The organism is Hymenobacter algoricola (assembly GCF_039539525.1).
In the GTDB taxonomy this organism is placed as follows: domain Bacteria; phylum Bacteroidota; class Bacteroidia; order Cytophagales; family Hymenobacteraceae; genus Hymenobacter; species Hymenobacter algoricola.
Genome location: NZ_BAABDH010000012.1, coordinates 120261 through 137536 on the forward strand (window position 1 = coordinate 120261; position 17276 = coordinate 137536).

General features: G+C 65.6%; 13 protein-coding genes. 7 read left to right on the forward strand and 6 right to left on the reverse strand.

What is annotated here, in order from left to right:
• Positions 1–432 precede the first annotated feature (432 nt).
• Positions 433–1596, forward strand: coding sequence for a hypothetical protein (locus ABD842_RS02860; RefSeq protein ID WP_345109782.1), 1164 nt, complete (start codon positions 433–435; stop codon positions 1594–1596).
• 93 nt (positions 1597–1689) lie between these two features.
• Here the strand turns inward: ABD842_RS02860 and ABD842_RS02865 are convergent, their stop codons facing one another.
• Positions 1690–4035, reverse strand: a complete 2346-nt coding sequence (locus ABD842_RS02865) for an IPT/TIG domain-containing protein (RefSeq protein ID WP_345109784.1) — start codon at positions 4033–4035, stop codon at positions 1690–1692.
• Between the two features lie 345 nt (positions 4036–4380).
• Here ABD842_RS02865 and ABD842_RS02870 point away from each other — a divergent pair, with 345 nt between their 5' ends.
• The 6 genes from ABD842_RS02870 to ABD842_RS02895 all read left to right on the forward strand — a co-directional run bounded on the left by ABD842_RS02870 (position 4381) and on the right by ABD842_RS02895 (position 7986).
• Complete coding sequence (locus ABD842_RS02870) at positions 4381–4923, forward strand: Riean_0653 family protein (RefSeq protein WP_345109787.1); 543 nt, start codon at positions 4381–4383, stop codon at positions 4921–4923.
• A gap of 32 nt (positions 4924–4955) precedes the next feature.
• A complete protein-coding gene (locus tag ABD842_RS02875; RefSeq protein WP_345109789.1) occupies positions 4956–5108 on the forward strand; it encodes a hypothetical protein in 153 nt (50 codons plus the stop codon).
• A 172-nt stretch (positions 5109–5280) separates the two neighbouring features.
• Positions 5281–5814: a Riean_0653 family protein gene (locus ABD842_RS02880; protein ID WP_345109792.1), complete on the forward strand. Its 534-nt coding sequence runs from the start codon at positions 5281–5283 to the stop codon at positions 5812–5814.
• Between the two features lie 36 nt (positions 5815–5850).
• Positions 5851–6639: a hypothetical protein gene (locus ABD842_RS02885; RefSeq protein WP_345109795.1), complete on the forward strand. Its 789-nt coding sequence runs from the start codon at positions 5851–5853 to the stop codon at positions 6637–6639.
• Positions 6640–7072: 433 nt separating this feature from the next.
• Positions 7073–7402: a T9SS type A sorting domain-containing protein gene (locus tag ABD842_RS02890; protein WP_345109798.1), complete on the forward strand. Its 330-nt coding sequence runs from the start codon at positions 7073–7075 to the stop codon at positions 7400–7402.
• 65 nt (positions 7403–7467) lie between these two features.
• Entirely contained in the window at positions 7468–7986 is a 519-nt protein-coding gene (locus tag ABD842_RS02895) for a hypothetical protein (RefSeq protein ID WP_345109800.1), read from the forward strand.
• Between the two features lie 765 nt (positions 7987–8751).
• Here ABD842_RS02895 and ABD842_RS02900 read toward each other — a convergent pair.
• The 5 genes from ABD842_RS02900 to ABD842_RS02920 all read right to left on the reverse strand — a co-directional run bounded on the left by ABD842_RS02900 (position 8752) and on the right by ABD842_RS02920 (position 17224).
• Positions 8752–10899, reverse strand: a complete 2148-nt coding sequence (locus tag ABD842_RS02900; RefSeq protein ID WP_345109803.1) for an FUSC family membrane protein — start codon at positions 10897–10899, stop codon at positions 8752–8754.
• Positions 10900–11028: 129 nt separating this feature from the next.
• Entirely contained in the window at positions 11029–11427 is a 399-nt protein-coding gene (locus ABD842_RS02905; RefSeq protein WP_345109806.1) for a hypothetical protein, read from the reverse strand.
• A gap of 455 nt (positions 11428–11882) precedes the next feature.
• Positions 11883–12851, reverse strand: a complete 969-nt coding sequence (locus ABD842_RS02910; RefSeq protein ID WP_345109809.1) for a bestrophin family protein — start codon at positions 12849–12851, stop codon at positions 11883–11885.
• A gap of 86 nt (positions 12852–12937) precedes the next feature.
• On the reverse strand, positions 12938–14893 hold the full coding sequence (locus ABD842_RS02915; RefSeq protein ID WP_345109811.1) for a MutS-related protein: 1956 nt from the start codon (positions 14891–14893) through the stop codon (positions 12938–12940).
• 135 nt (positions 14894–15028) lie between these two features.
• The gene (locus ABD842_RS02920; protein ID WP_345109814.1) at positions 15029–17224 is read right to left on the reverse strand and encodes a TonB-dependent receptor plug domain-containing protein; all 2196 of its coding nucleotides are present in this window, start codon (positions 17222–17224) and stop codon (positions 15029–15031) included.
• Between the last annotated feature and the right edge of the window lie 52 nt (positions 17225–17276).

A 17276-nucleotide genomic window follows, 5' to 3' on the forward strand; every position in this document is an offset into this window, starting at 1 on the left:
GTTCGAGCGGCCAAACCAGGTTCCGGCGCCGGCGCACAGCCCCGTCGGGGTGCCCCTCCGGAGGGGGAATACCCGCGTTGGTCCCGCCCAAGGCCGGGTTGGTGTAGCTGATTTCCGGGGGGCCGCCCCAGCCCCTACGTTTGCTTCCGGTAGTACCACCAGCCCCGCTGCCGCCGGTACTGCTACGAATCATACATTTCTCATTTTTTCATCCTTTCACTTCCCCTCATCATGGTCTGGATTTTCGGTGTTCTCATAGTTATTGTAGTCGTCGACTTTCTGCGCGACTTGTTGTAGGCCGCGTTTCTGGGTCCGGGGGCGCCGCCCTCCGGCCCGCCCCTGCCGCAGCCCCGCCCCTTGGGCGGGGCTGCGTACGTTCGTGGTTTTGTGCGCGGTGGGCCCTACCTTTTGGGCTCTTAGCCTCTGTCCCGCATGCGCTGCTTGTTTCTTGCCTTCCTGCTACCGGGCCTGCTGACCTTGCTGACGCTGAGAGCCGGCCAGGCTCAGTCCCCGCGCTTTCCGGGCCAGGGCCGTACGCCCGTGCGCCCCTCCTACCCGTCCGAAACCCTGGTGGAGCCCCAGTTCCTGACCCGCATAACCATCGGCCCCACCGTGCCCGGGGGGCACGACGCGGATGGCTCCATTGCCGCGGAGCCCGACTCCAGCCAGCGCCGGCAGTACGCCCGCCACCGGGTGCGCGCCGTGCTGAAGGTGCGCCTCAACCGCCGGGGCGAAGGGCAGGACACCGTCGAAACCCAGACCATCGACCGGCAGGGCCGCCGCACCGCGACGGGCCCGCGGCGGCGCGAGTGGAGCTACAATGCCCAGGGCCAGTGCACGGCCCTGGTCGAGTACCCCGCCGCCGACCGGCCCCACACCCTCATTACCACCTACAACCCCACCCTGCGCCGGGGCCGGCAGGAAGTGCTCCAACCCAGCGGCACCCGCACCGTAGTCAGCGAAAAGCAGCTCTACCAGAGTGCCGACACCCTGCTCACCGAAGTGGTAGGCCACAGCCTGGCCGTGGGCCGCTACCTGTACCCGGCCTACTACCAGCGCAGCATCCGCCTGCGCCCCCACCCCGACACGGTGCTGACCCTGACCGGCTTCTATGGCCCCGACCACCAGCTCACCGGCTCCCGGGCCGACTACTGGCTGTACCGCCGCGGACACCTTACCGAAAGCGGCCGGCTGGAGCTGGGCCGGGCCGCTAAAGCCCAGCACCTGAAGCTGCCGCCCGGCCAGACCGTGCCCCTGCTCACCTACCCACAGGCGCTGGCGGCCCTGCGCCGGGGCCAGGGCCTGCAGCCCCAGCGCCGGCTCAGCTACGATGCCCGCCAGCAGCTGACCCGCCAGGAAATCACGGTGCCCCTCAATCAGCCGGGCCAAGTAGCTCAGAACGTGATGCGCTACACTTACAACAGCCTGGGCCAGCTTATCGGCCGCGAAGCCAGCTTCTCTTCCATCCGTGCCGCCACCCAGGCGGCCTACACGGTATTTTCGTACGCACCCACCGGCCTGCTGCTGGGCGAAACCTCCGACGCCCGCAGCAGCAAGCCCGTGTTTTACCGCTACCTCTACCAGTACTACGACTAGCCGGGTGTCCTGAGCCGCAAGTCTTTATTCGCAAAAAGGCCCACCCGGGATTCCGGATGGGCCTTTCTTGTTCGGCGCAGCGCCTCGCGGCGGCTAGTTCTTCAGCAGCTTGCGCGTCACGGCCTGGGCACCCTCGCCGATGGTGAGCAGGTAGAGGCCGGCGGGCAGCCCACGCAGGCTCAGCTGCCCGGCCGCCGTAAGCCGGGTAGCCAGCCGCACCCGGCCGGTCAGGTCGCGCACCTGGGCGGCGGGCCGGGACGCCACGCCGGCGGGCAGCGTCACGGTTACCAGCTCCCGGGCGGGGTTGGGGTACACCGTCAGGCCGGCCAGGGCACTTTCGGCCTGGCTGGCGGTGCCGATGCCGACCACAAAGTCTGCGCTGCTGCTGACCGAGTTCTGCGGCATGAGCAGAGTGATGACGCCCGTGGTGGCCCCCGCCGGCACAATAGCCGTGACCTGGGTAGGGCTGACGACGTTGAAGGAGGCCACAGCTCCGTTGAACCGCACCTGATTGGTAGTGCCCAGGTTGGCGCCGGTGATGGTGACCAGGGTGCCGACCGGGCCGGTAGTGGGCGAGAAGCTGGCAATGGCCGGGGCCGGGGCGGCCGTCACGTAGAAGTTGAACACGGCCGACGTGCCGCCACCCGGGGCGGGGTTGGTTACGGTCACCGGATAGGTGCCCGTCACGGCGCCCGGCGGCAGGTCTACCGACAGCCGGGTAGGCGACAGGTAAGTGGTCATGCTTACCGGGGCCGCGGACATTACCCGCGACGTGGGCACGAAGCCCGTGCCGTTGACGAGCAGCGTGAAGGCGCCCATGCCCGGGGGTACCGAGCCCGGCTGCAGGCCGGTGATAACCGGCAGGGGCGTGGCGGGGTTGCCCGTCACCACCAGATCGGTGGCGCTGAGGGCCTGGCCGCCGGAGGTGAAGATGGCAATACGGCCGGTGGAAGAGCTGCTGGTGACTACAAAGCTGAGCTGGGTGGAGCTAAGCACGGCATAGTTGCCGACCGGCACCTGGTTCAGCTCTACCTCAAATACGTTGGTGAAGTTGGTGCCCGTAACGGTAACGAGCGTGCCGGCCACGGCGCTGGCCGGCGTGAAGCTGGTGATGGTAGGCTGGGGCGCGGGCGTCACGATGAAGTTGAACGGGGCCGAGGAGCCCCCGCCCGGGGCCGGGTTCGTCACGACGACCGGATACGTGCCCTCGACGGCCCCCGCGGGCAGCTGGACGCTGAGCTGGGTGGCGGAGAGGTAGGTGATGGGCAGCGCGAAACCGTTGAAGGTGACCGTGGAGAAGGGCAGGTAGCCCGTACCCGTAAGGATGAGCGTAAACGCCCCCGCCCCGTCCATCACCGAGGGCGGCGACAGGCTGGTGATGGTCGGAAGTGGGTTCACGGGGTTGCCGCTCACCACTAGGGTGGTGGCGCTGGTGGCCGTGCCGCCGGGGGTGATGACGGCAATGCGGCCGGTAGAGGCGCTGCTCGACACGACAAACGTGAGCTGGTTGGCGCTCAGCAGCGTGAAGCTGCCCACCGTCACGCCGTTGAGCAGCACGCTGCTGGCGCCGGCGAAGTTGGTGCCCGTGACGGTGACCAGCGTGCCGGCCACGGCGCTGGCCGGCGTGAAGCCGCTAATGGTGGGAGCCGGGCCGGTGGTGGCCATCACGAAGAAGTTGAAGGGGGCCGAGGTGCCGCCGCCCGGGGCGGGGTTGGTTACCCTCACCGGGTAGGTGCCGATAACGGCGCCCGGGGGCAGCTCGACGCGGAGCTGGGTAGCCGACAGGTACGTCGTCATGCTCACCGGCGCCGTAGACGACACCACGGAGGCAGGCACGAAGCCCGTGCCGTTGACGACCAGCGTAAAGGCCCCCACGCCCGGCTGCACCGACGGCGGCGAGAGGCTGGTGATGACCGGCACCGGGTTGGTCGGGTTGCCCTGGGTGATGGTGTAGGGCCCCGGGCTGAAGGCCGTGCCACCCGGACTCACGACCCCGATCAGACCGCTGGTGGCCCCTACGGGCACCACGAACACAATCTGAATGTCGCTGACTATCGTGAAGCTGGGCAGCGCGGCCCCGTTCAGCGTCAGGCTGGTGGCGCCGATAAAGCCGCTGCCCAGCACCGTCACGACCGTGCCGGCCGGGCCGCTGGTGGGCGAGAAGCTGCTGACAACGGGCGCGGCCAGCCCGGCCGGCGCGGAAACCCGGGCCGGGGCGGCCGGCCAGGGCTGGCCGACGGGCACGACAGTGGACGCGGGCCGGGCCGCCGATGACCAGGTGCCGGGCCAGCCCGGAGCGGCCGTAGCCGCCGACTGCGCCGCCGCTACCGGGGGCAGCAGGTGCCCGAGCAGCACCAGCAGCAGGGCCAGCAGCGCCCGGAAGCTCCCGGCCCGGGGGCGGGCCGCTACGGGGGGAGAGATGGTAGAAACAGTAATCATACGGGTAGGGAAAAGGGAGTAAGGAAAGCTAACTGACAACGAAAAACGCGGTTACGGCCGACAGTACTGCCCGCCCGGCCCGGGCTTCAAAGATACTTTTGCCCCGCGCAAATCATAGCTACCGGGGGTGGGAGAGTTGAAGCCCTGCGGCCCCGGTTTCGGGCAGCGGCCCCGGGCGGCGGACCGGCCCTTCCCGACGGGCGTACAGCCAGCAGATGCCGAAACGCCCGCAGCCGTTGCATTCCCCGCATCCGGCGGTATCTTGCTTTACCGCTACGCCTTATTTCGCCGCCGGCCCCGTCGCCGGCGTTTAATTTCGCTACCCCTATCCCCTACGCTCCGTCTATGAAACGCTACCTCCTCTACGCGGCCCTGCTGCTGCTTACCCAGTGCAGCAAATGCAAACAAGACGACCCCACGCCCGAAGACCAGCTGCCGCCCGCGACCCAGACCGGGGCCAATACCTTCGGCTGCCTCGTCAACGGGCAGGTGTATACACCTAGCGGCTATAATGGCACTAGCAACTATGCTGTACTCTATGATCCAGCATATAATGGCGGCAGCTTGGATGTAATGGTATACCGTTATCCTAGCAAAAGCGCTGACGCGCAGTACCTGAGTTTTGGAGGCGTCTCTGTGGCTTCGAATGGTATATATCTATTCAAGTCATCAACTAACCTAGCCGCCAGGTTTAGTGATGCAGCGAGACAAAAAGGGTGTACTCGTTATGCCAGTGATGACGGTACCACATCCTGTATGGGCCAATTTACCATCACGCGCTTGGACTTAGCAGCGGGCATCATCTCGGGCACGTTTGAGTTCACGCTCGCCAAGCTAGGCTGCGACACGATCCGCGTCACGCAGGGGCGCTTCGACAAAAAGCTTTAAGCAGCCCATCGTCCCCTTTATCACTTGTTCGTATGAAAACACTTACTCTGCTGCTGTTTACCTGGCTGGGCTGCGCGGCCTCCCTCCACGCTCAGCAAGCCCCGCCGCCCGACTCGCTGCGCCAGCACCTGGATTACCTGTTCACCTCGCTCGATAAAGCCCCGCTACCCCTGCTGCGGGCATAGCAGTATCATAATATACCGGCCGAGTTGTCTTGTTTGGGGGTATGCCTATCTTGCTCTACCGCTCCGTTATTCTACCACCACACCGCTTGCCAACTGCTCCACGCTTCCATCCCTGACCGGGCGGGCGTCGCCGTTGGCATGTTGCTTTTCCACCCCTTATTCAGTGCCTGCTATGAAATCTAAATTCTTCCTCTACGCGGCCCTGCTGCTGCTCACCCAGTGCAGCAAATGCAAGCAGGACGACCCCACGCCCAAGGACCCCGCACCCACGCTGCCAGCCGAAACCAGGACCGGTGCCCGCACGCTGGGCTTTCGCCTGAATGGGGAGGTCTGGCTGCCGGCGGGCGGCACGTTCGGCAGCGGTAATCTGTCGGCCGAGCTGAATCAAGGCACATTATTGATCAATACCAGACGTAGTGTTTTTGAAGTATCCCAATACATTAATCTGCGCTTGACGGACGTGTACAACAACACGCATTTCGTTTTGGACAGCCCTACTACCGTGGCCACTGGTAATTATATTCGATTTGCTGACCATAATTCGAGTTGCGAATACGAAAGCAATAGTGGGCCCGCGGGCACGGTCGACATCACCCGGCTGGATCCGGTGGCACGCATCGTTTCGGGCCGCTTCGCCTTCTCGTTGCGCAAGCCCGGCTGCCCGAACATTGAGGCCACCGACGGCCGCTTCGATATCAAGTACTAAGCAATTCTCTTTACCCTTTCTGTATTCCCTACCCGTATGAAAAAAATTCTGCTTTTTGGCGCCGCCCTGGCGCTGAGCTGTTCCGCTATGGCCCAGAAAGCCCAGCCCCTGGGTGCCGCTCCGGGCGGGAGTACCCCGCCGATTGATACTAACCCGCCCGCTCCAGGCTGGGCCACGGCCATCGGGGCCGTCTTTCAGTACGTCGACCGCAGTCAGGTACCCACGGGTATTCTGGAAGAATACGGCTTCAGTAACCTTGACCTGAGCCAGTATACCGGTCAGGCCTCCACCCCGGACAACCAAGCCGACATGAGCCGCTGGCGGCGGGGCTACGGGGCCCTGTACCGGGCTCGTTTCGGCCCGAATGCTCCCGCCATGCCCACCCTGGCCCAGGTCAACACCACCTTGGAGGGCTATGCCGCCGATAGTCTGGTAGAATTGCCGGCGCTCTACTACCGCTACCACCGCTACCGGGCCGATGCCGTGGCTCAGAATCTGGTGCAGGTCCAGAACAATCAGATAGTCGACGTCGCCGGCCGCAGCCAGAGCCCTTATGAGGCCCGCACGGCCTTCGTGGTGGCCCCTACACAAAATGCCTTTGCCACCAACCAGCTGAAGTTTGTATTGCGCTCCGCTCTTTACTATAGTAATACTGGGCTCGCTCCCAGTAGCAGCGAGATTGACTTTGGCGATGGCCGCGGCTACCTCGCGGTGGCCTGGGATACGCCCCTGTCGGTTACTTACTCTACCATCCATATCCAACTGCCAGACGTTTTGCCAGATGCCCACCGGAGTGGTCAGCGGCCCGGAGCTTATTTGCCTTAACCGCTCCGAGACCTATTCCGTCGCCGTGCCCCCGGGCGCAGTTGTTGATTGGCGGGTGTCACCGGGCGGACTGGTAACGCCCGGCAGTGCCACCGGTACTGCGGGCAGTATTACGCTTAGGGCCCTCGCCACCACCGGTGAGGTAAACCTGACGGCTACCGTCCGCTCCGATTGTGGGCAGTATTCCGTGCCCCCCCGTACCATTACCATTGGTTTGGGTCAGATTCGGTTGACTGCTGGCGACCCCGAACCAGAGATAGGAACCTCTACCTCGATACAGGCCGCTCTGCTAGGCATTCTTCCGGGCTCCTTATCGTGGACAGCGACCTTTTTTCCTACTGGTATAAACGGGGGGAGCCCCTATCAGCTTAGCAGCGACAGTGGCGCCAGTATAGTGGTACGTGCCCCGCGTGAGCAAGTCGGTAACATCCAGGTGGATTACATCGGTCAGGATGCGTGCGGCAATACCATTGAAGCAACCATCAGCATCACGGTATATGATAATACCGCGCGCCCTGCCCCGCTGAGTTCCGGCTTCACCGTTTATCCCAACCCAACTACGGAGCGCAGCACCGTTACCATTGCCAGCTCAGGAGCAGCCTTTGAGGCGGTCCTCTACGACCGCTACTCCCGGCAGCTGCAGCGCGGCACCTCCACGAATGCCCGCCTGGTGCTGTCCACGCAGGCACTGACCCGGGGCATCTATTATCTGCACGTCACCCAGGGCGGCCACACCGAGCGCCGCCAGCTGGTAGTCGAGTAACAACTTCTTTTCCCGGGCCGGGCGGCCTGGGATTTTCCTTCCCCTCCTATTATTCCCTTATTTCCATGAAAAAAGGTAACCGCATCTCGGCCGCGCTGTCTGCCGCCGACCTCACCCAAAGCATCAGCCAGCTGCGCGCCATCGAGCAGAAGCTGCCCTTCCTCATCACCCTGCAGCCCGACGACAGCCGGAGCCTGCGCAAGATTGGCGTCGATGGGGTGCCCTACGCCCTGGCCGGCCTCGATGCCGTGCGCGCCAGCCTGGACTTCACCCGCCGCAGCTTCGACCTGGCCGAGTATGAGCGCGACGTGACGCTGATGAGCCAGCTGCGCGAGCTGCGGGCCGTGCTGCTGCCCCTGATGCAGAAGCTGGAAGACACCTACCGCCTGGTGGGCGCCGACGTGATGGTAACCGCCGACGACATCTACGAGGATCTGCGCAAGGACAACGGCGAAACCAGCGCCGTGCAGGCCCCGCTCAGCCAGATGCGCAAGCGCTACGAGCACCGCAATGGCGCCAAAAAGGCCAAAAAAGCCGCTAAAGCCGCCCAGTCGGCCGCCACCCCGGCCCCCGACCCCAGCTAGTCCCCGCCCTCCCCCGCGTCGGTGGCGCGCCCGTCTGGCCCCCGGCCGGGCGGGCGCGCCTTTTTGCCGCCACCCCGCGGCTCGGAGCCGCCGCCCCGTCCCTTTCAGCAGCGGTTTGAGGTGGCGCACGAGCCGTCAAAACGAGGTAGAGACGCCTACTGGCGTCTCGTCGTTGAACGACGGTCGAACGGCGCGGTCGATAAGATGCCCGCAGGCGTCTGCGTCTCTACTCCCATTCCAGCGCGACCTCGCACCTTTTGGTCATAACATCGCGACTCGGAGCCGCGACATAGTACCTTTTTACCGCAACATTGCGACCCCGAGCCGCGAGGTCGCACCTTTTTACCGCAACGTTGCGACCCCGAGCCGCGAGGTCGCACCTTTTTACCGCAACATTGTGGCTCCGAGCCGCGAGGTCGCACCTTTTTACCGCAACATTGCGGCAAAAAGGCGCGGGGCGAATCAGAAGCTGCAAAGCCTTGCCTGCCTGACCTGCCTGACCTGGCAGCCGCTTGTCGAAGCATCTCTACCCCTTCGTTGCACTGGTACCTCAACGAAGCGGTAGAGATGCTTCGGCTTCGCGGACGCCAGATCAGGCACGACGTTCTTTTTCCAGCAACTACAGCACGCGAGCTGCTTCGGCTTCGCGTTGTCGCCGCTTGATGCGCGGAATGCTCAGCAGGACGTTCTCTTTTTCCGGGTCCGGCAGGACGTTCTTTGGATGACTGCCTGGGGCTGCCTGGGGCTCGCGGAGGCCGGCTTACGCTACGCTACGGCGGCTTCGGTCACGCGGCCGATGTCGGTGCTGACTTTCTGGATGAACTCGAGCTGCTCCAGCAGCAGGCGGTCGTCGGCGCTGAGGTCGGCTTTCTTGAGCTGCACGGGGTCGAGCAGGGCGGCGGTTTCGGCGGGGGTGCCGGGCATGGGGGGCGCCAGCTTCTTCTGGCTGCGGCTGAGCACGGCCATGGCCTGCTTCACGGCCCGCATGCCCTCGGTGGGGTAGGTCGGCCGGTTTTTGGCCAGAATGGCCGAGGTGATGGTGGCAATGTTGGAGGAGAGAATGTGATTCAGCACCACGAACTGGTGCACCTGGGGGCTGTTGCGCTGCTTGCTCTTGGGCTCCGACAGCATCCGCTGGAAGGCCGCCGCCAGGTTGGCCGAGCTCACGTACACCGTTTTGCGGGTGAGGCGGTAGTCGGTTTCCGGAATCGGGGTGCCCGCCAGGCTGTCGGCCAGCTTCTGCAGGTAGCTTACGTTGGCCCGCAGCACGGCCTGCATCAGGTCGCGCAGCTGGTCCCGCTCCCAGCGCGGAAACAGCAGGTAGCCGGCTCCGAAGGCAATCAGGCAGCCGATGCCGGTATCGACCACCCGCTCCTCAATCACGTCGACGTAGCCCAGCCCCAGAAAGCTGAACAGGATCAGGATGAAGGGCGTGAGGGCAATGACGGTGACGATGTAGTCGATGCGCTGGAAGCTGTAGGCCACCACCATCAGCAGCACCATCAGCCCGAACTGGGCCGTCTGGCCGGGCACGAAGTACAGGATGGCCACCCCGACAAAGCCACCCACCACCGTGCCCAGCAGGCGCTGGTAGTTGCGCTGCTTGGTGAGGCTGAAGGCGGGCTTGAGCATGTAGGTGATGGTCATCAGAATCCAGTAGCCGTGGTGCCCGTACGGAAAGAACTTCGACACGATGTAGCCCGCCAGGCAGGCCAGCGTCATGCGCACGGCGTGCCGAAACACCGACGAGTTGAACGTGAGGTTGTCGCGCAGCACCTTCAGGTCGTAGTCCTGGTGCGAGACGAACTGGTTGTACTCGGCCGCCCCGCCCCGGGCCGGCGCCAGGGTTTCGGTATCGAAGTAGTTGAGGATGTCGCGCACGCGCTGGGTGAGGTTGCGCAGGTTCACCAGGATTTTTTTGAGCACGAGGCTGCTGACCTCGGGGTGGCGGGCGGCCACCGCGTCGGTGTGCTCCTTGAGGCGCTCCAGGGCCCCGGCCAGGTCGGCCTGGCTGCGGTAGGGCCGGTTGGCCTGAATGGCCAGCCCGATGCCATCCAGCTCCAGGGCCAGCTGCCGGATCAGGGTAGCGACTTCCGCCAGCACGCCCGAGCTGCCGTAGCGGGCGCGCAGGGCGGCGTAGTCGTAGTAGGTGGCGGTAATGTGCTCGTACAGGTCCACAGTATCCACGAAGGTGAGCACCATGCGCCGGCTCAGGTTGGTAGATTCCTTGAGTACCTGCCGGCTCTTGAACAGCACCTCGCGCACGGCGTCCTGCTTTTCGCTCACCACCACCTGCTGGGCCACCAGGCGGCGGTAGTCGTCGTCGAGGTTGGTGCCGGCGGAGTAGAACTCGGCCTTGATGTCCAGAAACTGCGAAATGGCGTGAATGCACTGCCCCAGCGCCTGCTGGGCCGGCCGGTAGGGCCGCACCTGGTAAAACAGCAGCGCCACGGCCAGGTACCACAGCCCGCCGGCCAGCACCAGCCCGGCGTAGGGCAGCACCTGACCCGGGGCCAGGGGCCGGTCCATCATCAGGATCATGATCAGCAGGGCGGCCGTGCCCAGCTGGGAGGCGCGGTTGCCGTACACCAGCAGCATGGTAAACCCAAAGCTGAGCCCCACCACTTCCAGGCCCATCAGCACCAGGCTGCCGCGCACGAAGCCGGTGAGCAAAGCCACCAGGAATATGGCCAGGGCGGCATACAGCATCCCGTTGCGCTTGTGCTGCACCGGCCCCGGCGTATCGACCACGCTCACGCACACGGCCCCGGTGGAGAGCGTGACGCCCATCTCCAGGTGCCCGAGCTGGGCCAGCAGCACCGACGGAATCAGAATCGACAGCGTGATGCGCAGCCCGTCGGAGAAGTCCTGACTGGAAAAGAAGTACTGAACGGAGCGGGAGGTGACGGGCATACAGGCGGCGGGCGGCGGTTTCGACTCGGAAGCCTATACGGCGTCGCCTATCGAAAAGGCCGCCGCGGGCCCCGCCAAGCTACCAAAAAACCGGGCGGCCGGACCCACTTATCTTCGGCGGCTCCTCCCTTACCGGATCTGCCGCTGTCGCTGCCGCTGCCAGCTTGCCCGCTGCCGGTTTACGCGCTGCTGGCAGTAGCGCTGGGCATCGAGCAGGGTGGGCACGACCAGGGAGCTCAGGCTGGCATCCTGGGTGAGCAGGGCCTGGCACACTTCCTCACTCAGGTGACACAGGATCAGGCTGATGCCGCGCTGGCCCAGCCGGAGCCGGTAGCGGCGTAGCAGCTCCGCGGCGTGGCCGGGCAGCTGGCGCAGGTTGCTGCAGTCGACCCAGACGCTGGCTTTGCCACCGTGCGCGGCCCGCCGCAGCGACTTATGCAAAATTTGGTCGGCATCGGCCCGGGGCGGGATGTCATCGACCAGAATCAGCAGGTAACTCTCGGGTAATATCTCTCGATAGACTTCCATTAAGTCGAAGAACGGGTGACAGGGGTGCAGGTGGCAAACGGGGCGGGATACGCTACTCTTGGGGGCTGACGGCCCAGGGGGCCGGTCCTGAAGCCGCACGAAAGCGGCGGCCTGGGGCCGGCGGCTGGGGCAACTCGCTGAAATCTCTCCCGGAGCTTGTGGGGCAGGAGGCAACAGTTGCCCCGGGTTGCTTCCAGACCCCGATTCCGACCCGATAGTTTCCCCTGCCGAAGCCTTCTTAGAATTATATAACTACTTAATATACTAGGCCTTACTCCACTGCAAAACAACAACCAGCCCCTGCCAAACCTCCCATGCCTGCTCCGGCGGCCGATTTGGCCCGCCGGGCGGCGCGGGTACGCTCGCGCTTACCCGCCCGAGCAGAGGTCTAAAACTTCCTCTTAAAGTTCAACGCGCCGTTTTCTCTCAATCAGCCCGCGGCGGATGCTAATTGCCTAATAAAGAATATCATCGACGGGAGCGAGGCGGGGCGGCAGATTGGTTTCGCCCAGCATCTCGCGCAAATCTATTTCGATGGTGCGGCAGAGCGCCGTCATGGGCACGTCGTTCATCTGGTTTTCGAAGGGGTTCTCGCTGGTGTGGCCCACTACCTCAATCGTGTTGAACACCCAGGAAACCAGGATCGAGAACGGAATGGTCAGCCAGATATGGTCGGGGCCCAGGCGGGAAAACTCGCCGATGAGGCCCAGCGGCAGCAACCCCACGAACAGCCACACGAACACGTAGCTGAAAAAGGCGTACTGCCGCGGAAACGGGGTGTTTTTGATTCGCTCGCAGCCGCCCTGCAGGTCGTAGAGGCGTTCCAGGGTGCGCATCATGGACACGTGCTGGAAGTCGTTGAGCAGGCCGCGCTCCTCGCGCAGGCGGCGCAGCTCGGCGCCCTGCTCACGCACGAGGTGGGTAGCCGGGTTCTGCCGGTGCCGCATCACTTCCGACTCGGCGGGGTCCAGAAACGGGGCGACGTCGGTATCCCACAGCTCGGGCTGCTGGCGCAGGCGGATGCGCAGGGCGTTGCACCAGGCAATGTGGCGGTACAGCAGCCGGCGGTGGCGCAGCGTGAGCTCGGTGGCCGTGGCGGCGGGGGCGTCCACGTCGGGGGCATCGACGCGGGAGGTGATGTACTCCAGTGCCTGCATGGCCCAGGTGCGGCTGCTGTTGACGATGCCGCCCCAGATCTGGCGGGCGTCCAGAAACCGGTCGTAGGAGCCGTTATTTTTGAAGCCGATGTAGAAGGAGACGGCAATGCCCAGCGTGGCTACCGGCTGCCACGGAATGGCCACGGAGTGCAGATTCAGCGGTCCATATACCGCACATACCACCGCCGACCAGAGCGCAAAAGCCAGCAGGTTGCGCCAGGAGTTAGCGAAGATGAGGCGCCAGCGAAGGTTGTTGCGAACGTACATAAAAAGCGGTGGTCAGAAGATCAGGGCGGAAACGGGTTTGGCCAGCTAACGGCGCCCGCGCCGATAGGTTAAGGCCGCCTGGGCGCTTATTCCACCCCGTCCTCAATGGCAATGCCCATGAGCTGCATGAGCTTGCTGGCGTTGAAGCTGCCGCAGACGCCGGGCGTGAGGTGGTAGTCAAACAGGATCTGGTCGCCCTCGATGACGCTGTTGAAGCTGTAGTTGGTCACGGCCGCGGGCAGCTCGTCGGCCATGGCGGCCAGCTCCAGGTCGTGGGTGCTGATCAGGCCGCTGGCCGGGCGCTGGTGCAGCTGGCGGATGAGGGCGCGGGCCCCACGGTGCCGGTCGCGGGAGTTGGTGCCCTTCAGGATTTCGTCGAGCAGGTAGAAAACGGGGAGGTTGTTTTTCGCTTTTGGCTTGTCCCCGGGTGGTTCGGGGGCTGGCACCGCCGCACCGGCCGGGCCGTTGGCAACTGTTAGCGGCGCATTGGTAACCGCTGCTTGACTATCCGTCATCTCCAGCAGCAGGCGCAGGCGCTTGAGCTCGGCGTAGAAGGAGGACGTGCTTTCGGCCAGGTTGTCCTGGGTGCGCATGGCCGAGTACACCTGCGCCGGACTCAGCTGCAGCCGCCGGGCGCACACCACGCCGCCGGCCAGGGCCAGCACCATGTTCAGGCCCACGGTCCGCAGAAAGGTACTTTTACCCGACATATTCGACCCCGTCACGACGGCGGTGCGGCCGTAGCCGGTGGTACGGAAGTCGTTGGTGGTGCGCGCGGCGCGGAAGATCAGCGGGTGGCCCAGGGCTTCGGCGGTTACTTCCAGCGGCTCGGCGCTCAGCGTGGGCGTGGCGTAGCCGGGGTTGGCAAACTGAAAGCCGGCCAGGCTGACCAGGGCTTCCAGCTCGGCCTGCACTTCCAGCACCGTGGTCAGCTCGGGCCCCAGCTGCCGCTTCCAGCGCTCCAGCTGCCACATGGCGTGCAGGTCCCAGAGCAGCAGACTATTAGTCAGCAGCAGCGCCAGCGGATGCCCGCGCACCGAAAACATGCCGGCCACGCTGGCCAGCTGCCCCAGCCGGGCGGTGGCCGCAGTGCCGTGGCTGGCCCGGCGCAGCTGCTCGCGCAGGGCCAGCAGCCGCGGGGCCTGCCACGCGTGCTCGGCATCGTCTTCAAACAACGCCAGCTGGGCCTGCGTAGCCCGCAGCGCGTCGCGCATGGCCAGGGCCTGCTCGGCGTACTCGGCCCGCACGGCCCCGAAGCGGCCGCCAAAAAGGGTAATGACCAGCACCATGCCGGCTACGGCCTTGTAGCCAAAGCCGAGCACCCCGGCCCCCACCGTGGCCAGCAGCAGCAGGGGCAGCAGAATCAGCAGGGGCTTCAGCCAGGGCTTGCCGGCGAAATAGTCGGGGCGGGCCAGCCAGGCGCTGAAAGCGCGCGGGTCGGCCTGCTGGTGGGGAAAGTGGCGGGCGCGGGCCTGCCACTCCTGCCGCCACGTCGTTTCGGGGGCCAGCGCGGCGGCGGCCTGCTGCCGGGCCACCACCTCCGCCGCCGAGGCCGGGGCCAGCAGCCAGCCCGCCAGCCAGTCGTGGCCGAGGCGGGTGGTGGCGCGGTTCAGCAGCTGAAACAGGGAGGCCGGGCCGAACACGTCGAGGTCGGCGGCGTAGGCGTGCTGGGCATCGAGGTAGCGCAGGCCGGGGTCGAAGCCGGCCAGCAGACCAGCCAGGCGGTGCAGCTCATCCTGGTTGAGCCGGGCCAGCAGGCGGTGATGCTCGCGCTGGTAGTGCATGCCCGAGTGCCAGCGCACCAGGACCCAGAACGCCAGCCACACCAGCGCCAGAAACCCCAGCCCCGGCAGCAGCAGGCCGCGCGAAAACAGCGCCCAGGCCCCCACGGCGCCCCCCGCAAACAGCAGCACCCGCAGCCAGCCGCCCAGCTGGTGCCGGCTGGCAAAATGCTTTTCCTGGGCCGTATGGGTGGTCAGGTTTTCAGTAAAAACGTCGGCCGGGGCAATGGCCAGCGGACGAACGACGGCGGAAACGGGCATGGAAGCGGTAAGAAGGGCAGCCACGAAGGTACGCCGCTTAGCCCGGCTGCCGGCTGCCGCCCCCGGCCGGAGCGCCGAACCAGCGCCGGCGGGCCCATTTCACCCCACGGCTGCCGGGGCCGGGCAGCTTCACGCCTACCGCTCGAACCGGACCGTGACGAACAGGTTGCGGCCCGAGGCGCTGATGCCGGAGGCAAAAACCCGGTAGCTGGTGTCCAGTAGGTTCTCCAGCCCGGCCTGCACGGCCCAGCGGGGCGTCAGCTGGTAGCTGGTGCGCAGGTTCAGCGTCGACCAGCCCAGCGCCCCGGCCGGCGTGGCCTGCGGCAGGTTGTCTTCGCCGCTGGGGCTGTACTCACTCACGCGCTTGCGGCCATTGAACAGCACGGCGCCTTCGGCCGTCACCCGGCGGTGCTGGTAGGTGAGGGCGGCGCGGCCGTACACCGGGGCAATGTGGTCGAGGGGTACGTCGGCGGTCAGGTCGCGCCCTTGGGTGTAGGTCAGCGTGCCATCGAGGCGCAGGTGGGCGGGCAGCGCCAGCTGGGTGCGCGCCGACACGCCCTGGATGCGGGCCTGGCCGGTATTTACCGTCGCCACGGTGGTGTAGGTCCGGCCGTTGTAGGTGGCGGTCGTCTGGCCGTCGGGCGTGGGGAAGGGGCGCACCACCAGCGCGTCGCGCAGGTTGGTGTAAAAGCCCGTGACGGACACCAGCAGCCGGTCCTGAATGGTTTCCGACAGCTGGGCCTCGTAGTTCACCACGCGCTCCGGCTGCAGGCCGGGGTTGGGAACGATGAGCGTGCCGTTGGTCTGCTCAAAGGTCTTGTTGATGTCGTCCACGTTGGGGTTGCGGAAGCCCGTGGCCACCAGCCCGCTCAGCCGCAGCCCCGCCGGCAGCAGGGCCACCAGCCCCACGTTGCCGTCCAGCGACGAGGAGCGCTGATTGACCGCGCGGTACTGGGTATCGAAAAACCGCGGGTCGAAGGCCGCTTTCGTACGGACGCCGCTGTAGCGCAGGCCGTCGGACAAGATCAGGTGCTCGTTGATTTCCCAGTGGTGGGCGGCGTACACGCCGGCCGTGGCGTAGGTTGCGCCGTTGGGGTAGCGCGTGGCAATGGGCACAACGGTCCCCGTCACTACGTTCACGCCCTCGCCGAGGCTGCGCACCTTGTTATGGGTCAGCTCGGCCCCGTAGCGCAGCTCGTGCCGGCCGATGTTCTTGAACAGATCCAGGTTGGTGCTCAGCACCCGCACCTTCTCGGTGTTTTCGTCGCGGCGCTCCTTGCCAAACTCACGCACCAGGCGGCTTTCGGCCACGGCCTGCACGGCGGGCGTCAGGCGCAGCACGTCAAACAGGCCGCTGCTGCGGGTCAGCTCCAGCTGGTAGCTGGCCAGCAGCCGCTGCTGGGGGCCGTAGCTCCACTCGGCCCAGCGCAGGGCGCCGTTGCGGTAGGTCTGCAGCCGGTCGAAGCGGGGCACGCGGGAAGTGGCCGACAGCTGCAGGTTGAGCAGGTGGCGCTGCCCGGCCCTGGGCTGAAACAGCACTTTCTGCACCAGATCCAGCTGCCGGTAGCCACTGAACTTCTGGCGGTTGGGCTCGTCGTTGGCGACCACCACATCCTGGCCGTGCTGCCGCGCCACGTACTGCTTCACCTCCCCGAAGCCGGGATAGTCGCTCAGCCCGTTGCGGCCCTTGCGCAGGTCGTCGAAGTCGGTGGCGGTGAGGCTGGTGAAAGACGCCCAGCGGCCCCAGCCCAGGGAGAAGTCGGTGTGGGCGGTTTTTTCGCGGGCCGCGGTGGCGTAGCGCAGCAGGTTGGTGGTGTGCACCGTGAAGCCGGTGCTGTCGGCCAGCCGGGGGCTTTTGGTATACAGGCTGACGACGCCGCCCAGCGCATCGGAGCCGTAGGGCACCGCGCCGGCGCCGTTCAGAATCTCAACCCGCTCCAGGGAGTTGGCATCCACGCTGAGAATGTTCTGCAGGTGGCCGGCGCGGTAAATGGCATTGTTGAGCCGCACGCCGTCGACGACCAGCAGCACCTTGTTGGCCTCGAAGCCGCGCAGCACCGGCGAGCCGCCGCCCTGCTGCGACTTCTGCACGAACACCCAGCCCGAGTTCTGCAGCGCGTCGGCCATGGTGGCGGGGTTGTGCAGGCGCAGCTGCCGGGCGGTCAGCACGTCAATCTGCTGGGGAATATCCTTTTTCTGCTCGCGGATGCGGTTAGCCGACACCACCACTTCGCTCAACCCGACAACCCGGCTCGAGTCGGGCGTAAACTGCTGGGCGCAGCAGTAAGGACTGACAAGAATTGCCACGGTAACGGGCAGCAGGTGCTTCATGCGGAATAATAAAAGACAGTGCAGATTCAGCCTCTGCCCCGGAACAAGGAGC